General features: G+C 59.0%; 17 protein-coding genes and 1 pseudogene. 13 read left to right on the plus strand and 5 right to left on the minus strand.

Annotated features, from left to right (window positions below; all coding sequences use genetic code 11):
• Window positions 1-255 precede the first annotated feature (255 nt).
• From LPJGGPFB_RS25545 to LPJGGPFB_RS33310, 8 genes and pseudogenes are all read left to right on the plus strand, one after another.
• A complete protein-coding gene (locus tag LPJGGPFB_RS25545; RefSeq protein WP_173422724.1) occupies window positions 256-726 on the plus strand; it encodes a CBS domain-containing protein in 471 nt (156 codons plus the stop codon).
• Complete coding sequence (locus tag LPJGGPFB_RS25550; protein WP_173422725.1) at window positions 723-989, plus strand: DUF982 domain-containing protein; 267 nt, start codon at window positions 723-725, stop codon at window positions 987-989. The genes LPJGGPFB_RS25545 and LPJGGPFB_RS25550 overlap by 4 nt, the downstream gene beginning before the upstream one ends.
• A 225-nt stretch (window positions 990-1,214) precedes the next feature.
• Window positions 1,215-1,418, plus strand: a complete 204-nt coding sequence (locus LPJGGPFB_RS33300; RefSeq protein WP_234903040.1) for a hypothetical protein — start codon at window positions 1,215-1,217, stop codon at window positions 1,416-1,418.
• Between the two features lie 519 nt (window positions 1,419-1,937).
• A pseudogene (locus LPJGGPFB_RS33785) lies at window positions 1,938-2,066 on the plus strand (LacI family DNA-binding transcriptional regulator); the annotation flags it as partial.
• A gap of 57 nt (window positions 2,067-2,123) precedes the next feature.
• Window positions 2,124-2,981 (plus strand): substrate-binding domain-containing protein, encoded by an 858-nt coding sequence (locus LPJGGPFB_RS25555; RefSeq protein WP_345791076.1) that lies wholly within the window; start codon window positions 2,124-2,126, stop codon window positions 2,979-2,981.
• Between the two features lie 35 nt (window positions 2,982-3,016).
• Complete coding sequence (locus LPJGGPFB_RS25560) at window positions 3,017-4,108, plus strand: ROK family protein (protein WP_173422727.1); 1,092 nt, start codon at window positions 3,017-3,019, stop codon at window positions 4,106-4,108.
• Window positions 4,109-4,323: 215 nt separating this feature from the next.
• Window positions 4,324-4,587, plus strand: coding sequence for a hypothetical protein (locus tag LPJGGPFB_RS33305; RefSeq protein WP_234903041.1), 264 nt, complete (start codon window positions 4,324-4,326; stop codon window positions 4,585-4,587).
• Entirely contained in the window at window positions 4,584-4,757 is a 174-nt protein-coding gene (locus LPJGGPFB_RS33310; RefSeq protein WP_234903042.1) for a hypothetical protein, read from the plus strand. The genes LPJGGPFB_RS33305 and LPJGGPFB_RS33310 overlap by 4 nt, the downstream gene beginning before the upstream one ends.
• Window positions 4,758-4,806: 49 nt before the next feature.
• On the opposite strand, the gene LPJGGPFB_RS25570 is transcribed toward LPJGGPFB_RS33310, so the two are convergent.
• The 4 genes from LPJGGPFB_RS25570 to traA are packed head-to-tail and all read right to left on the minus strand — an operon-like array spanning window position 4,807 to window position 10,454.
• Window positions 4,807-5,418 carry a TraH family protein gene (locus LPJGGPFB_RS25570; RefSeq protein WP_173422728.1) on the minus strand — a complete coding sequence of 204 codons (612 nt, stop codon included), beginning with the start codon at window positions 5,416-5,418 and terminating at the stop codon, window positions 4,807-4,809.
• 14 nt (window positions 5,419-5,432) lie between these two features.
• Complete coding sequence (locus LPJGGPFB_RS25575) at window positions 5,433-6,593, minus strand: conjugal transfer protein TraB (protein ID WP_173422927.1); 1,161 nt, start codon at window positions 6,591-6,593, stop codon at window positions 5,433-5,435.
• Entirely contained in the window at window positions 6,583-7,149 is a 567-nt protein-coding gene (gene traF, locus LPJGGPFB_RS25580; RefSeq protein ID WP_173422729.1) for a conjugative transfer signal peptidase TraF, read from the minus strand. The genes LPJGGPFB_RS25575 and traF overlap by 11 nt, the downstream gene beginning before the upstream one ends.
• Complete coding sequence (traA, locus tag LPJGGPFB_RS25585; RefSeq protein WP_173422730.1) at window positions 7,146-10,454, minus strand: Ti-type conjugative transfer relaxase TraA; 3,309 nt, start codon at window positions 10,452-10,454, stop codon at window positions 7,146-7,148. The genes traF and traA overlap by 4 nt, the downstream gene beginning before the upstream one ends.
• Before the next feature lie 253 nt (window positions 10,455-10,707).
• On the opposite strand from traA, the gene traC reads away from it, so the two are divergent.
• The 5 genes from traC (at window position 10,708) to LPJGGPFB_RS25610 (ending at window position 14,139) form a co-directional block, all read left to right on the plus strand.
• Entirely contained in the window at window positions 10,708-10,995 is a 288-nt protein-coding gene (gene traC, locus LPJGGPFB_RS25590; protein ID WP_173422731.1) for a conjugal transfer protein TraC, read from the plus strand.
• A gap of 4 nt (window positions 10,996-10,999) precedes the next feature.
• The gene (gene traD / locus LPJGGPFB_RS25595; RefSeq protein WP_173422732.1) at window positions 11,000-11,215 is read left to right on the plus strand and encodes a type IV conjugative transfer system coupling protein TraD; all 216 of its coding nucleotides are present in this window, start codon (window positions 11,000-11,002) and stop codon (window positions 11,213-11,215) included.
• The gene (gene traG, locus LPJGGPFB_RS25600) at window positions 11,202-13,112 is read left to right on the plus strand and encodes a Ti-type conjugative transfer system protein TraG (protein WP_173422733.1); all 1,911 of its coding nucleotides are present in this window, start codon (window positions 11,202-11,204) and stop codon (window positions 13,110-13,112) included. The genes traD and traG overlap by 14 nt, the downstream gene beginning before the upstream one ends.
• A 239-nt stretch (window positions 13,113-13,351) precedes the next feature.
• The gene (locus LPJGGPFB_RS25605) at window positions 13,352-13,618 is read left to right on the plus strand and encodes a WGR domain-containing protein (protein ID WP_173422734.1); all 267 of its coding nucleotides are present in this window, start codon (window positions 13,352-13,354) and stop codon (window positions 13,616-13,618) included.
• 29 nt (window positions 13,619-13,647) lie between these two features.
• Window positions 13,648-14,139, plus strand: coding sequence for a thermonuclease family protein (locus LPJGGPFB_RS25610; RefSeq protein WP_234903043.1), 492 nt, complete (start codon window positions 13,648-13,650; stop codon window positions 14,137-14,139).
• A 509-nt stretch (window positions 14,140-14,648) separates the two neighbouring features.
• On the opposite strand, the gene LPJGGPFB_RS25615 is transcribed toward LPJGGPFB_RS25610, so the two are convergent.
• A complete protein-coding gene (locus tag LPJGGPFB_RS25615) occupies window positions 14,649-14,819 on the minus strand; it encodes a hypothetical protein (protein WP_173422735.1) in 171 nt (56 codons plus the stop codon).
• Window positions 14,820-15,002: the final 183 nt, after the last annotated feature.

The following is a 15,002-nucleotide window of genomic DNA, read 5'->3' on the forward strand; positions in this document are numbered from 1 at the left end:
GGAACCAAAATGGCGGCGTGGAGTTAGGTTTTAGACAATAATTCAAAAGGAGCTGATCAATGCGCCTTCGTTTCAAACTGAAGCGCCCACCCCCGCGACTTCCCAAGCCGGAGTTTTTTGGGCCAGTTACTCACCGTCGGAATGCAGTATCGGTAGTCCAGATCGTACCGCCCCACAGAGTAGATTTAAATCTACCTAAATCTCCGGCGGAGGAGATCGCGGTACCAGCCTCAATCAATGGCAGGAGCCTGATCAATGGCAAGCTTTGATGAAGCAGAGACAGTTGCTTCGCTCATGACACCTACACTTTATACGATTTCACCAAATGATAGCGCTCAGTCAGCAGCTCGGCTGATGGCTGCGACAGGTGCCGGGATGCTTCCAGTCGAAGCTCCTGGCGTAGGAACGATCCTGGGCATTGTAACCGACCGCGATATTGTTGTCTCGGTGCTCGCGAAGGGAATGGCGACCACACGCGCAGTGCGTGAGTTCATGACCATTTCCCCAGAGACGTGCAGGCGCGAAGACAGCCTCCTGAACGCCGCACAAAAGATGGCAGACCGGAAGCTAAGGCGTCTCGTCGTGATCGATGACAAGCACCACGCCGTCGGCGTGATCGCGGTTGCGGATATTGCACGCACTCACGAGCAGCTAGCGGGCATGATCCTGACCAAGACAACGGAGTCGGACCGCGAACCGGCCGATTTTGTGAAGGCCGGGACATGACAGAGGAACTCAAATACGATCGGTTATGGGATGAGGAGATCTTCCTGGAAGATGGTCCGCGGACGCTGCGTGTTCAAAGCACCCGGGACGCCTATCTGTTGCTAAGGAATTATTGGAACGTCGGTGAAGGCGCCTCTCGCGACAAGGCACTCGCAATTTGCAAGACGGTTCTGAGTGAAAATGCCTCACCGGATAAAGCGCGCGAGGCTTTCATAACCGCCGCGCGCGATGCAGGTATCAAGGTAAACAGTTGGACCAGTTGAAGGTCAGGAGATGGGCTCAGCCACGATCACGGTCGCCCGCTCTACATTCTGGCCGAGACATGTACTTCGTATTGAAGTCCGGCTGTGTCGTCGCACGAGCAAGCTCCAATTGTTCTGCGCGGTTTAGATGCTCTGCCAGCTCTACAGCAATGATGCCAAGTGGGCCGCCTTGGCCGGGAAACTACGTCCGCAGTAAAGGTGGCTGCAACCTATATGGAGGTTGAAATGAAGGAACCACGGGACGGCAAACCTGGAACGACCGACCAATCACCCCGTTGGGAAGGGCCCAAAGAGACCCGCCCACGAGGATACTTGCCTGCCAAGGATTGTCCCGACACCGATCGAGATGCCGTGGGAGAAGTCCTGACCGACACGGAACGGAACAAGCCATCGGATGCCGGAAAGACACGAAAAAGGAAAGAAGCATAAGGGAGCGAGCGTCGTCAGCTGGGATCAGCCATCCAAGTGACGGCCGCGTTGACCGCAATCGAAGTGTGCAGCACCCATCTTGCCGTGTGACGCACGCACTTCTCTAATGTCGAGCATAAGGCGGAAGAGCCATCTTCGAAGGTCGGTTCCGATCCGGTAAGATGGGAGTTCCCGAACTGCGCGATGCAGTGTCCTTTGGACCAGGAGCCGGGATTGCTCTGGGTCAGGTTCAAGGGAACTTGCAAACCCCTTGAGCGAAGGCAACAGGCCAACTACGTCAAACTCCTTTCCCGATCCGGTTACCATCGTTTTCCTCAACCTCCGTTACCACAATCAACGCGCATCCGGGCTCCTTCGTTCCGTGGTTCCCCGTCGCCCGAGTGACCGTGGCCGTGGAAACGCACGAACGCCTGTGAAAGTCGACGCCCCCTATTGCTCTCCATGAAAAGCGGGAAGAGGGATCAAATTGCCGAGCTGGTCGTTTTGCCCGTATCCAACGGCCCCATGGAATCGAGCCCTATGAGATTAAGGGATTTTGCAGATAAGCTTGGTCTATCACCTACGACCGTCAGCCGCGCACTTGCTGGCTATCCCGAGGTCAGGGCAAAAACCCGACTCCGCATCCTGCGGGAAGCCGCCAGATACGGGTATCGTCCCAACAGTGCGGCAGTAGGTCTTGCGACCGGCAGAGCGGGGGCGATAGGCGTGATTTTCGACCGCGCGATGCAATCCCATTCAGTCGAGTTCATCGCAGGCGTGGGTGAGGCTTTGGTGGAATGCGGATCCGAACTCTCGGTCGCACCACTGGCGTCAGGATCCGAAGAACGCGATGTCGAAGCATGCGACAGATTGGTCAAGAGCGGCCGCATCGATGCTGCCATCCTGTGTGCGCCTGTCACTGGCGACCATCGCCTGATGTCGATGCAAGAGCAGGGCCTGCCATGTCTTCTTTTCGGGAGGGCATCCGGATACCCCCTTCACGCCTGGTTGGACATTGACACCACCGCCTTGACAAGACGCGCCGTGGATTACCTCATCAGCCTCGCGCATCGTCGTATCGCGATGATAAACGCCCCTTCCGACCAGTATTTGTCGGGCCGCCGTGAAGCAGGTTACCGTCAGGCTCTTCATGCCGCAGCGATCAGCTATGATCCGGAGATCATTGCAAATGGCGATCTGACTGAAACCAACGGGTTTCTCTTCACTCGCGCGTTCCTCAATCTCCCAACGCGCCCAACAGCAATTGTCACGGGCACGACGGAAAGCGCCCTTGGCATCTATCGTGCTGCTCGCAGTTGCAGCCTGATCGTGGGACGAGATCTATCTGTTGTTGCACACGACGACAGGCTCGCAGCTATGCGCGCCGAACACATGGATCCAGTTTTGACATCCACGCGTGCTTCCTTGCGTTGCGCCGGGAGACGTGCCGGTGAACTGGTTCTTAAGCTAATAGCTGGTCAGCCGGCCGACACCGTGCACGAGGAATGGCGCGCCGAGTTTTTCGTAGGGAAATCGTCGTGCCAATACCACGACCAAGCCGACAAGAAAGAAGGCAACTGTTGAATACCAGCGCTTGCGCGCGTTTGAGAGGGATTACAATGGCTGCGAAGACCAGGGCAAGGAGTGAGATGGAAAAGGGTAAGGGCAAGCCTCTTACTCATGGGGCAGGTGACCTGCCGGCGGTTCACGTTAACGAGTACAATTTTGAACTGCGAAACAGAGACGGCTTCATCGGCGACAAAGCCAACAAGCGTGCGTTCCAGGAAATCCTCGAGCGCTGGCGAAAGGGCGCACGGGGGAACGGCCTCGACCCCTTGGGGCGAAAACCGACAGCCGACCTGTCGAAACGCGAGATCGATCATTTCCTGACAAAAGACAAGTCCATGACCGCCGCGGTCGTGTGGAGCGCGGTCGAGGAGTTCGCCCACGAACTATCGGAGGTATTGAGCCGTTTTCTGGCGCAGGAGAGCTGGAAGGGGACAGAGAAAATCATAGTTGGAGGCGGCTTTGTCTCAAGCGCTGCTGGCGCGCTCAGCATAGCGCGGGCGCAATTGATTTTGGGCGAGCAAGGTAACGCCGTCGAGTTGATCAAAATTCGACATCATCCTGATGACGCGGGGCTCGTGGGGAGTGCCCACTTGTTGCCTCGGTGGATGCTCAAGGGGCACAAGGCAATTCTGGCAATTGATATCGGCGGCACCAACATCCGCGTGGGCATCGTACTGCTGAACCGCAACAAGGCGAAGAACTTGGCCCACGCGAAAGTCTACAAATCCCGAATCTGGCGTCATCGTGATGAAAAGCCAAGCCGTACGGCGAGCGTAGATAGGCTGGCGGCAATGTTGACTGATATGATTGCAGTCGCCAGCAAAAAGAAACTGGACCTGGCGCCGGCGGTCGGTATCGCCTGTCCGGGAATAGTCGAAGAAGAAGGGTCGATAGCCCGCGGCGCCCAGAACCTGCCCGGCGGCAACTGGGAGGGTGATCATTTCAATCTTCCCGAAGCGCTGCGCAAGGTCGTGCCGAAGATCGGTGACCATGACAGTTTTTTCATTATGCACAATGATGCCGTAGTACAGGGACTGTCGCAGCTACCCTTTCTCACGGGCGTGAGCAATTGGGGTGTGGTAACCATTGGCACGGGCCTTGGAAACGCGCACTACACCAATAAGCCCCCAGGCAACGGTTAGAACTCGAGATGATGGTAAGGCTGAAAGTCTTGCCCCTTGACGGATGCTGCGGCTTAGGACCATTGCCCCCGTGCAGGCTCGGGGGTGCGACCACACAGGAGACCGTCGAGGGTTATCCGTCGCTCACCGTGAGTGTGGTCGAGCTTGCGGAGATCTGGACTGCCTGTCACCAGGCGCTAGGCTGACCGCGCAAACTGTCTGACTTTGGTGTTACCGTGAAATCGGCAAAGCGTCTCTCGCTGCCGTGGGCCCCCAACAAACGGTCCTGCGGCTATGCGGCTCAAACCGTAACGCTCCTGATCGATGAATGCCTGCACACGTCGCTCGCGGCCGTTGCTCACGATAACGGCCAGGATGGCTTTCACATCATTGGCTTGGCTAGAGCAACAAAGAGGATCGAGATCCTGCTGGACACGCATCGTCGTGACGAACAACGCGCGGGATTTCCGAAAGATCTTCGGCAGGCAATAGCTCCATGACGGATTGGTCATCATCGTACCTGAAGTCGTCAAAAGCGTTGCAGCGAGAGCTTTTCGAACTCAATCTGCAAGAGATTGCCGGCGGCGGCGAGTATCTCAACGAGGTAAGCGAGACCAGCATCCAAGACGATGAAGCGGCCCTCACCCGCTACTCTTTTCCGGTAATTTGAGAGCACTGCGGTCACGTCCCTTTCCACCGCCGGAACAGCGATCCGCTCTCTATTTATCTCTGCCCACCATTCCCGAGAGATCGACACGGATACCAGCCTTGTGGGGTTGAGTTGGATCCTCTTCCGGCATCAAACCGGGGCGGTCTTCGCCATGTTCTTCAGCATCGTCGACCTCCGCCGGGGATCGCTGCACGACCGCACCACCGGGATCCTGTGCCTGGAACACGCTCTCGCCCTCGAACTTTCCGGTTTGCCAAGCGTGTACCGCATCGTCGAACAGCTGCGGGAACGCGTCTTCGGCTGTCGGATTTCCATACCACTTGGCAACGATACGCATGACCTTGGAGAACATTGCTGTCCCCGTTCGAAGGTTGGCGCAGGGATCAACGAGATCTGCTTTCAACTCCGACTTGTCTCTCAAGCCAATGCCTGCCGGAATCTGGGTGAGACCGACCCGCACGACGGAGCTGCCGATGTTCTGGCGAACAATTGCGATTGCCTCCTCAGGCGTTTTCGGTTTGGGAACGAGGATCAGACGACCGCCTGACTTGACCGTAACGGCGAGGGGATCGTCCGAGCCGACCGCTTCTACGAACTGTTCGACAATGGCCGGCTTCAATGAGGGGTCGGCACATTCCTTGATCAGTGCAGCATCCAGCATGCGAACTCCTAATCTTAAGTGTTGAATGAGATGACGAGAGACAGATCGAACAAACGGGCCCAGGCCTCGCTGCTCGCCCGCTGGATGTCGATGATCGACGTACCTGATGTCCACCAACCGTTTCCAATCGCAACGATAGCGTCGGGCTCGTGTAGAGCTGATTGGAGGATAGGCCAAACGAGAAGCTGCTCGTAGCAGATCAGCGGTGCGAGCCTGATACCTTCGATCTCGACAACAGGGTTCGCAAAGAAGTGCGCCTTGGCTCCTCCACCGCCATCATGCAAAGCGCGCCACGGTTGCCACATCGATCCGGGAACCGGCATGCGTTCACGGTAGAGAACCTCGCTGCCCCCTGACGATATTTTCACAAGCACATTGTCGTAGCCGCTGTCATTGATTTCAGCTGCTCCCGCGATCACGGTAATGTCCGTGCCTTCCAGTGCTGATTGCCAGAGCCCTGCAACAATCACGGTCCAAAAGCCGAGGGCGCTTTCTGGAAGCACGATCGTGGACCCCGGCGGATGGGCTCGAACAGCATCAATGAGAGCCCGTTGCCTTTCGAGACCGGCGTCGCGCCCCAAGGATGCACCGAATTCAAGGTCGACACCCACCCACGACGCAGATAAGTTCGGAGCCGTCCACTGAGCGGCGGACCAGAGCCAGAAGCCTGTCATGGCAATCACTGCAGCCGGCCAGCAGCGCGTCGTCATCACGCCCAGGGCGGCTGCCATCGCCGCCAAACCCCACCAGCCCCAAGTCGGAAACAAGATCCCGGCGGCCGTCATCGGATGCGCCCAGCCTGTTATTCCAAAGGGCGGGACAGCCATGACGACACAGGCCATCAGGAAGCGAAGTGGTTTTCGCCTGCCGCCGCAGGGCGTCCAGAGTGCCGCGTGCACGATGACAAATCCTGCAGAAGCGATCAGCCAAAGCAGGAGACCTCGCCAGATATCGGACGAGTAGAAGTTCGCCACGCCCTGCGGCAAGCCTCGCGATGCGGCCAGGAAATATGCAGCGGAAACGGCGGCCGCCTGCCAGCGTGTTCTTGCAATCGCCCAGATGGCGGGGAACAGAGTCGCGACCGGAAAGAGCAGAGTGTTGCCGCTCCAGCCGATCAACCCGATTGCAATTGATATTACGATAAGACCTGTCGTGCGAAGATGATCAAGGCGCATAGGTCCATACCTCCCGTGCCAGTCCGAGGAGGTTCTTGACGGGAAGAGGTCCGAAATACCGAGAGTCGAACGAACCGGCGAAATCGGAATGGAGATAGACTTCTCCTGACGGAATGACGCCTCCGCCATAGGGCAACATCTCTCGTCCCCGACCGTCCCGTGTCATGAACCGCGAGTGCGCAAGTGATCGCCCGTCGATACGCACCATATCGTCGACCTCCAGGTGTTGACCGGGGGTCGCGGCCACGGTTTTGATCAGCGGCGCGAAGCCGCCGGCGCAAAGCCCATGGCGAAGATACCCGCGCGCGCGCGCCTCGTGCATGACGTCCGAGACTGGTGGGCAGACGAAGACAAGATCGCCAACCTTTACCGGCCGATCCAGCCGCAGGATTCGCCAGAGCCCCAAGGGCTCGCTCGGCGTGAGGTTGACCCGGAAGCCGGCGGCGCCGAGGCCAATGATCCCGACGAACGTCATGATTACCATGGCGCCCAGAGACACAGCCGCAGCCCGACGACGGAGCCGCAGCGGCGGGGCCTTTTCAACCGCAACCGTCATTTCAGCCCCAACCCCTGGCTCTTCGTCTGACGGATGGACTCCGAAACTTTCAGGGCCGTCACTGCACGCTCATGGGCCGATAGCTGCTGTACCGTCCGCATCATGTTCCAAGCCCGCTGGACTTCACTTTTCTGCGCGGCGTTCATGTTCGAGGTGACCCGCTGGAATGCCTCGCCGCCTGTATCCTTGGCCGCGAGCGGCAAGAACGTCCTTTCTCCAAAACGCTCGGTGACCGCCTTGGTGAAACCTTCGAGCTCGGCCTTTACCTGTCTGTCCGCAAGTGCATGTTCCAGACCCGACGGCAGATCGTTTCGGTCGATGGCATCGCGAACGCGTTCCAGAATACCTTTCGCATTGGACGAGAGAGCGGGGATCTCGAGTGCGACCTGCTTGCGTACTGCCAACTCCTCGGCGTGATTTCGGCGTTCGGCATCACCGCGTAGGCGTAGATAATCGCTTATGCTATCCGCAAGCGGCGTGACGTGTCTGAGCGCCCGATCCCGGTCCGATTTGTCGGCGCGGCTCGCGAAGATCCCGATTCTACCCTTGAGCGCGCCGAACGTTTCTGGCTCTGCTGCCATCCTCGCTATCGTCTTCTCCGCGGCCTCCCGATCTTTCAACAACGCATCGACATTTGCCGACTTGAATGCGGCTTCGGGCTGCGCGTAGACATGATGGAAGCGCATCGAAACTTCTTCCCATTGCGTCTTGAGCGCAGGGTCGGCCGCGAGCTTGTCCTCGACGGCCTGGTCGATCGATTTCGGGAAGGTGGTGATACCCGCCACCATGGGCTTTGCCTCCTTTGCTGCTATGGAAATTGTTCTGGCCTTCGAAATTGAGAAGCCAAGCTTGGCACCGATGGCCGTGAGCCGGCCGGCGAGATCCACCAGCTTCTGTTTCTGCCGCACCGTCCATTCGAGACGGTCGCGCGCGACGGTCCTGGCAACGTTGACGATGTGAAGCCCGCGTGCTTCGGCAAAGCGGAGGGCTTGGCCGTAAATACTGCCGCCGGCATAATCGAGCGTCGTTTCCTTGCAATTCTTGCGCGACAGGATCTCGACCAGGCCGCCTGCCTTCGCGAAGGATCGGCTGCCGTAATAGACGCCGAGATCTTCGCGGTGACGGGTCATCGCGACATAAGTCAGGTGACGATCGAGCGAAAGCGATGCCAATACCTTTACCCGATCAACAGAGGCGCCCTGGCTTTTGTGCACGGTGGTGGCGTAACCGTGATCGACATTGTTATAGAAACGCTGCTCGACCGAGACTTGCGCGCGACGTTCGCCCTCGCCAATCTCGACCACGATGCGTCCGGGCGCAGCCCCCACCACCTTGCCCAGCATGCCGTTCTTGACGCCGATTGAGCCCTCGTTCTTCAGAAAGACGATCTGGTCACCGGCTGCAAAGCTGCGGTTTCCATCGGCGGTCTTGAACAGCGAACCCTGCTCGATGATGCCGCGCTCGATGAGCTTGGCGCGGGCCAGATCATTCAGCATCCGGACATCGCGACGCAGGTGAGCGAGGATCAATGTCGACGTGGCGGGATCGTAGTCACGGTTCCAGTCGGCGATGAGTTGCGTCACGGCATCAGCCTTCAGCTCGGCACCCATAATCTTGCCATTTGCCCGGTAGGCTGCGACCGCTTTGCCAATCTCGCCAAGCGCCAAATCGAGCGATGCGTCACGCATCCATTGCTCACGCTGGCGATAGATCGTTTCCAATTCCGCATAGCCGATGCGATCGGCGATTGCCCGGAACGCGGCACCGGCTTCGATCGGCTGAAGCTGCTCCGGATCACCGACGAGTACGAGTTTGGCACCGGCACTGGTGACGGCTTCAACGAGCAGCGCCATCTGCCGCGACGACACCATCCCCGCCTCGTCGAGAACAAAGACCGTCTTGTCGTCGAGCTGTCCACGCCCCTGGCTCCATCGGAGTTCCCAGGAAGACAGCGTACGCGAGACGATGCCGGCTTCTTTCTCCAGACCTTCCGCCGCCTTGCCCGCAAGCGCGCCACCGACGACACGATATCCGGCGGCTCCCCAGGCCTCACGTGCCACCTTCATCATTGTGGTCTTGCCGGTCCCCGCCCGGCCGATCACGGCTGCGATGCGCTCGTTGCCAGCAACGTGTTCGATTGCCATGCGCTGCTCGTCGGACAGCCGATCGTGACGCGCGAATGTCGCCTCGAGCACCGGCTGCCGAACACCGTGTGATGACCGCTGCGAGAGCCAGATCGCACGGTTGGCCATCTCGGCTTCAAGTCGGATCACTTCGCGTGTCGTGTATTTTGCCGGCGCCCGGATCCCGGTCAAGAAGTCCAGCCGCTCGCGATCGAGCCGGAAGGTTTCGGGGCTCTGCAGAATGCGCACCATCAAGCTCTGGAAGAGGTCCGCATCATCGATGTAGCGATAGAGGAGCTTCGCGACATCTTGGCTGTCGAAGACAGCCTTCTCCCGCGTGATCAAGTCGAGCACGATCTCCGGGCGACGCTGTATCCTGCGGGCATTCTCCGCCCGCCGCTCCTGCTGCAGCTCCAGACGTTCGAGCGCAGCTTTCTCGGCCGCGCCCTCTGCCTTCCCCTCGATCGCCTTCGTGCCGGCACCGAGATGGATGGTCGGGGTCAACTCAATGCCCTGCTTCTCGAAGGACCGACCGTCGATACGAATATCGAGACCGGCGAGGGCCAGATGCCGGTTCTGGCAGGAGAACCAACTGTCGCGAAACGAATTGAAGTCATCGAGCCCGCCAGCCCAAAGCTCATAGACGATCTTGCCGCCATCGTTGCGCAGCACCTTGCCGTCAGGTCCAGTGACCGCCACCTTCTTAGAGCCGAAACCTTCGTCGGTCAGCGGCCGCAACGTGGTCATCAGATGAATATGCGGATTGCCAGGTGCGTCGTGGAAGACCCAGTCGGCCACCATGCCCTGTGCCGTGACGTGCCGTGCCACGAACTCCCTGACGAGCTCGATGTTCCGCTCGGCCGACAGTTCGATCGGTAGGGCTATGGTAATGTCCTTGGCGAGCTGCGCATCCGATCGCTTCTCGAAATCCTCGACCGTGTTCCAAAAAGCCTCCGACGCGCTCGACACAGACCGGTCCGCGATCATCGGCCGGATCCAGTCGGGCGCATTGGCGGGGATGACGAACTCCTCGTGAAGTAATCCCTTTTTGTGGGTGTAGTCGATCATGCGGGCTTCCCGCTCATAGTCCATCTTGGCGCAGTGCCGGTAGGCCGCAGACAGCACCGCGCTGCGGCCGGATCCGCGGGAAACGATGCTGACTGAAAAGTGCGGGACGGCCATTGATAGTAAAAGCTCCTTGCTCCAACGAATTCAACGGGTTCGCTAGGAGCGGAAGGCACCGCAAACTGGCACAAGCAGAGCGTCGCATCAGCGACGTATAATTGCGCCCTTCGGATCCGCTCCTTCGGAACGGTCGGGATCATGGTCAAAAGCGTAGGCGGCGCCTACTCGCATTTCTGTTAGTAGATCGGCACGCCGATCTGGAGAACTCTGCTTTCGTCACAAGATAAACACGGCAGAGGACAGACCGTAGATGAAGAAGCCATCGTCCAAGATCCGGGAAGAAATCGCCAAGCTCCAGGAGCAGTTGAAGCACGCGGAGACGAGAGAAGCAGAGCGCATCGGGCGTATCGCACTCCGGGCAGGCCTCGGAGAGATCGAGATCGACGAGTCGGACCTGCAAGTGGCCTTCGAAGATCTGGCGAAACGGTTTCGCGGAGGCAAGACCGGATCGAGCGGGAAAGAGAGGGGAGGGGCGAGCGCAGGGCAGACGTCGGCGAACCCAGCTGGCGCGGCTTCGAGCAGCTCTAGTGAGGTTTGAGCGGATGAACAGAACCGCCACGTCTAACGCTCGAAAGAAGGATACGCGCGACAAAATCGAACTCGGCGGCCTCATCGTCAAAGCGGGCCTTCGCTTCGAAAAGCGGGTGCTTTTGCTCGGCGCGCTGATTGAACTGCAGCAACGGTTGAAGTCCGACGATGGCTTAAGAGCACGGTTGACCGCAATCGGGGCGGAGGCGTTCGGCAATGAAGGCGAATAAGATCCTCCTTGTCGCTGTGCCCATCGTAGTGATGATCACAACGCTACTCGCGATGACGGGAATCGAAACGTGGATTGCTGAATTCGGGAAGACCGAAGCGGCAAAGCTTTCCTTGGGCCGGGCAGGGATTGCGATACCGTACATTGCAGCCGCCGCAGTTGGCTTGATCTGGCTCTTCGCGTCGGCGGGATCGGCGAGCATCCGGTTCGTTGGCTGGAGCGTGGTCGCCGGGAGTGCCGGCGCAATTCTGGTAGGGGCGGCGCGCGAGACATCGCGGCTGGCTGCGTTCGCCGACAAGGTTCGCACGAGTAAGTCGATCTTCACCTATCTCGATCCCGCAACCATGATCGGTGCGGCTGGAGTGCTTATGGCCGGTTGTTTCGCGCTTCGTGTTGCCGTGATGGGAAACGCAGCTTTCCTCAAACCGGAGCCCAAGCGGATTGTCGGAAAGCGCGCCCTCCATGGCGAGGCGGATTGGATGAAAATGCGCGAAGCCGAACGCCTGTTCGCTGATACTGGTGGCATCGTCGTCGGGGAGCGCTATCGCGTCGATCACAATGGCGCGGCGGCGCGAGGGTTCCGTGCCGATGACAGGGAAAGTTGGGGTGACGGGGGCAAGGCTCCGCTGCTCTGCTTCGATGGATCCTTCGGCTCGTCCCATGGGATCGTCTTTGCCGGCTCCGGCGGTTTTAAAACGACCTCGGTGACGATCCCGACGGCACTGAAATGGGGCGGATCCCTTGTTGTGCTCGACCCTTCCAACGAGGTCGCACCCATGGTTTCGAAACATCGGGAGGGAGCCGGACGCCGTGTCAGGATCCTGGATCCCAGGAAACCGGCAACCGGCTTCAATGCGCTGGACTGGGTCGGCCAGTTTGGCGGCACGAAGGAGGAGGATATCGCATCGGTCGCGTCATGGATTATGAGCGATAGCGCTCGCGCGAGCGGGGTGCGAGACGACTTCTTCCGAGCCTCCGGCCTGCAGCTGCTGACGGCAATCATTGCCGACGTCTGCCTATCCGGCCACACGCCGGTAGAGCAGCAAACGCTCCGCCAGGTGCGCGCCAATCTATCTGAGCCGGAACCTAAGCTTCGGCAGCGACTGCAGGACATCTACGACAATTCGGAGTCGGATTTTGTCAAAGAGAACGTCGCCGCGTTCGTCAACATGACGCCGGAAACCTTTTCCGGTGTCTACGCCAACGCCATCAAGGAAACGCACTGGCTTTCGTACCAAAACTACGCGGCGCTGGTCTCAGGAACAACATTCCGAACCGAGGATATCGCGTCCGGCAAAGCGGACGTGTTCATCAACATAGACCTGAAGACGCTAGAGACGCATGCCGGGTTGGCGCGAGTCGTGATCGGCTCGTTCTTGAACGCGATCTACAATCGCGACGGTGCGATGGAAGGGCGCACCCTGTTCCTGCTCGATGAGGTCGCCCGCCTCGGATACATGCGAATTCTGGAGACCGCGCGAGATGCAGGTAGAAGGTACGGTATTACGCTGACGATGATCTACCAGTCGATCGGCCAACTGCGCGAGACCTATGGCGGCCGCGACGCGTCGAGCAAGTGGTTCGAGAGTGCGAGCTGGATCAGTTTCGCCGCGATCAACGATCCGGAGACTGCTGACTACATCTCGCGTCGCTGCGGCATGACGACAGTCGAGATCGATCAGGTTAGCCGCAGTGTTCAATCACGCGGATCATCGCGGACAAGGTCAAAGCAGTTAGCGGCCCGGCCACTGATCCAGCCGCATGAAGTCCTTCGAATGAGGGCAGACGAGCAGATCGTGTTCACGGCTGGCAACGCACCGCTGCGATGCGGGCGTGCGATATGGTTTCGCCGGGAGGAGATGAGGGCATGTGTTGAAGACGGTCGCTTCCATCCATGAAGAAGTGGAGCAGCAGCAAAGAGGACACGGCGGGAACCGGATTCTCTGCGGAAGGATCGTAACTCGGATGGGCGAAGGCCGCGTGCGGGTTTCGTTCGCTTCAGCGAAAAGAGCCGTACGCCGCAGGCGGACCGCTCAGCCTTGCCAGGGTCTCTCCATCACCAAAATGAATCGAAGGACACTGAGTGATTCATAACTCTCGTTGGACGAGAGTACTCCAGAAACACGATCATATCAGCATGATCACTCAGCCCTACCGCCTCTATGCCGAGAGAACGGACGCGTCGAAAAACATGGCCCGGTTTTATTCGATGGCCATCGAGCCGAACCTGTTCGGAGAGACTTGCCTGACGCGGTGTTGGGGACGTATCGGAACGAGGGGGCAGACGATGTGCCACCATTTTGCATCCGAGCGCGAGGCCGTCGTCCTTTTTCTCGATCTCCTCCGGCAGAAGAGGCGGCGCGGCTATTCCGCAGTTGTGCATGGACCGCCGCCCCATGATTGATACCTGTTCATAGAATTTGGGGCATAGGCATGAAAACTAGGTCTGTTGATATCCTACATCGGCGAATGAGGGGCTTCGTCAAACTGATCGTACTGGCGACGATCACAATCCTCCCAGCTTTCAGCGGCTCGGCAAACGATTATGCGGACACTCGCGATGCCAGGACAAAGGTAAGTTTGCATTTTCAAAAATGCGTCGACGGCTCGCGCACGGCATGCGTCGTTGACGGAGATACGATCTGGTTGGGCGGCCAGAAGATCCGTGTCGCGGATATCGACACGCCAGAGGTGAGCGAACCGAAATGTTCGTCCGAACTGGATCTTGGAAACCACGCCACGGACAGAATGCTCGAGCTCATCAATGATGGCCCTTTCGAACTCCGGGCCTGGCCGGGCCGTGATACTGACCGTTATGGTCGTAAGCTGCGCGTTCTCATTCGCGACGGCAGGAGCCTCGGTGACATTCTCGTCTCAGAAGGCCTCGCCAGAACATGGAGTGGCAGACGAGAGCCATGGTGCTGAGCTGAGGGCCATCGGCCCGGCGAACCGGGCCGATACGGCGGCTATCGCCGCCGGTCCCAGTCGGTCTCGAAATTGACTTCGACCTTGACGAAGAACGGAATCTTGATCGCGATCTTCAGTCCGAGCTTGGCCTTGCGAAAGAGGTGACAGACCACCTTTGCAAGGATCCGAAGACGGCGGCCTGTTGCGCTAGGAATTTGGCGAGTTGTTGCATTTGATTTCTCCTGTCGATTGCGTTTCGTCGCGAGGATGAAATGCGGATCGGGAAGAAGGGCAGCACCGAGGGACCCCGTTGCGCTTGCGCAATGGGAAGGCGCGTACGGCCGTAGCAGCGGAGGATCTGATGGCGGCTGAATTTTGTTTCGCAAGGAGCCGCGGCCAAGGAAAATTCTGCCGTCATCAGGTTGCGGCGGGGCGAACGATCCGCATCTTTCCCTGTGTCGATGAAATGAGATCGACAGCAAACTGCAGCAGATCAATCATGATGATCGTGGATGACGTCGCCCGGCTCAAAAAGGCGGCTCGGCTTCTGCGAAGCCAAACATCTCGGCGGCCGCGACGGCCAGTTCTGCCTGGGCGATTTCGAGTTCTGTCTCAATCTCGCGGCGCTCCGCGCCATCGACAGCGTTGCGCAGCTCGGCCCGCAGCTCTTCGATCTGGATTTCGAGTTTGTAGGTCATCTTCGTCTCCTTGACGTTTGCGAAAGATGACCGGCGGCCCCGAGACGGGATGGCGGGGTCAGGGATCGCGCCAGCGACCGGCAAAGCCGGGGAGTGGGGGAGCCGATTTGCGTAGGCTGCCCTCTGGGCGGGCGGAGAAAATTGGGGGAACCGGTCATCCTTGGGGCCGACATGCCAGCTTGG

The organism is Ensifer adhaerens (genome assembly GCF_013283195.1).
GTDB lineage: Bacteria > Pseudomonadota > Alphaproteobacteria > Rhizobiales > Rhizobiaceae > Ensifer > Ensifer adhaerens_G.

What these genes read in the sequence shown, in the direction of transcription:
- LPJGGPFB_RS25605 (WP_173422734.1), top strand. Translation starts at nt 13,352, where the DNA reads ATGATCACTCAGCCCTACCGCCTCTATGCCGAGAGAACGGACGCGTCG.
- LPJGGPFB_RS33310 (WP_234903042.1), top strand. Translation starts at nt 4,584, where the DNA reads ATGACGGATTGGTCATCATCGTACCTGAAGTCGTCAAAAGCGTTGCAG.
- traD (WP_173422732.1), top strand. Translation starts at nt 11,000, where the DNA reads ATGAACAGAACCGCCACGTCTAACGCTCGAAAGAAGGATACGCGCGAC.
- traF (WP_173422729.1), bottom strand. Translation starts at nt 7,149, where the DNA reads ATGACGGTTGCGGTTGAAAAGGCCCCGCCGCTGCGGCTCCGTCGTCGG.
- LPJGGPFB_RS25560 (WP_173422727.1), top strand. Translation starts at nt 3,017, where the DNA reads ATGGCTGCGAAGACCAGGGCAAGGAGTGAGATGGAAAAGGGTAAGGGC.
- LPJGGPFB_RS25610 (WP_234903043.1), top strand. Translation starts at nt 13,648, where the DNA reads ATGAAAACTAGGTCTGTTGATATCCTACATCGGCGAATGAGGGGCTTC.
- LPJGGPFB_RS25575 (WP_173422927.1), bottom strand. Translation starts at nt 6,593, where the DNA reads ATGCGCCTTGATCATCTTCGCACGACAGGTCTTATCGTAATATCAATT.
- traG (WP_173422733.1), top strand. Translation starts at nt 11,202, where the DNA reads ATGAAGGCGAATAAGATCCTCCTTGTCGCTGTGCCCATCGTAGTGATG.
- traA (WP_173422730.1), bottom strand. Translation starts at nt 10,454, where the DNA reads ATGGCCGTCCCGCACTTTTCAGTCAGCATCGTTTCCCGCGGATCCGGC.
- LPJGGPFB_RS25615 (WP_173422735.1), bottom strand. Translation starts at nt 14,819, where the DNA reads ATGACCTACAAACTCGAAATCCAGATCGAAGAGCTGCGGGCCGAGCTG.
- LPJGGPFB_RS33300 (WP_234903040.1), top strand. Translation starts at nt 1,215, where the DNA reads ATGAAGGAACCACGGGACGGCAAACCTGGAACGACCGACCAATCACCC.
- LPJGGPFB_RS25550 (WP_173422725.1), top strand. Translation starts at nt 723, where the DNA reads ATGACAGAGGAACTCAAATACGATCGGTTATGGGATGAGGAGATCTTC.
- LPJGGPFB_RS25545 (WP_173422724.1), top strand. Translation starts at nt 256, where the DNA reads ATGGCAAGCTTTGATGAAGCAGAGACAGTTGCTTCGCTCATGACACCT.
- LPJGGPFB_RS25570 (WP_173422728.1), bottom strand. Translation starts at nt 5,418, where the DNA reads ATGCTGGATGCTGCACTGATCAAGGAATGTGCCGACCCCTCATTGAAG.
- traC (WP_173422731.1), top strand. Translation starts at nt 10,708, where the DNA reads ATGAAGAAGCCATCGTCCAAGATCCGGGAAGAAATCGCCAAGCTCCAG.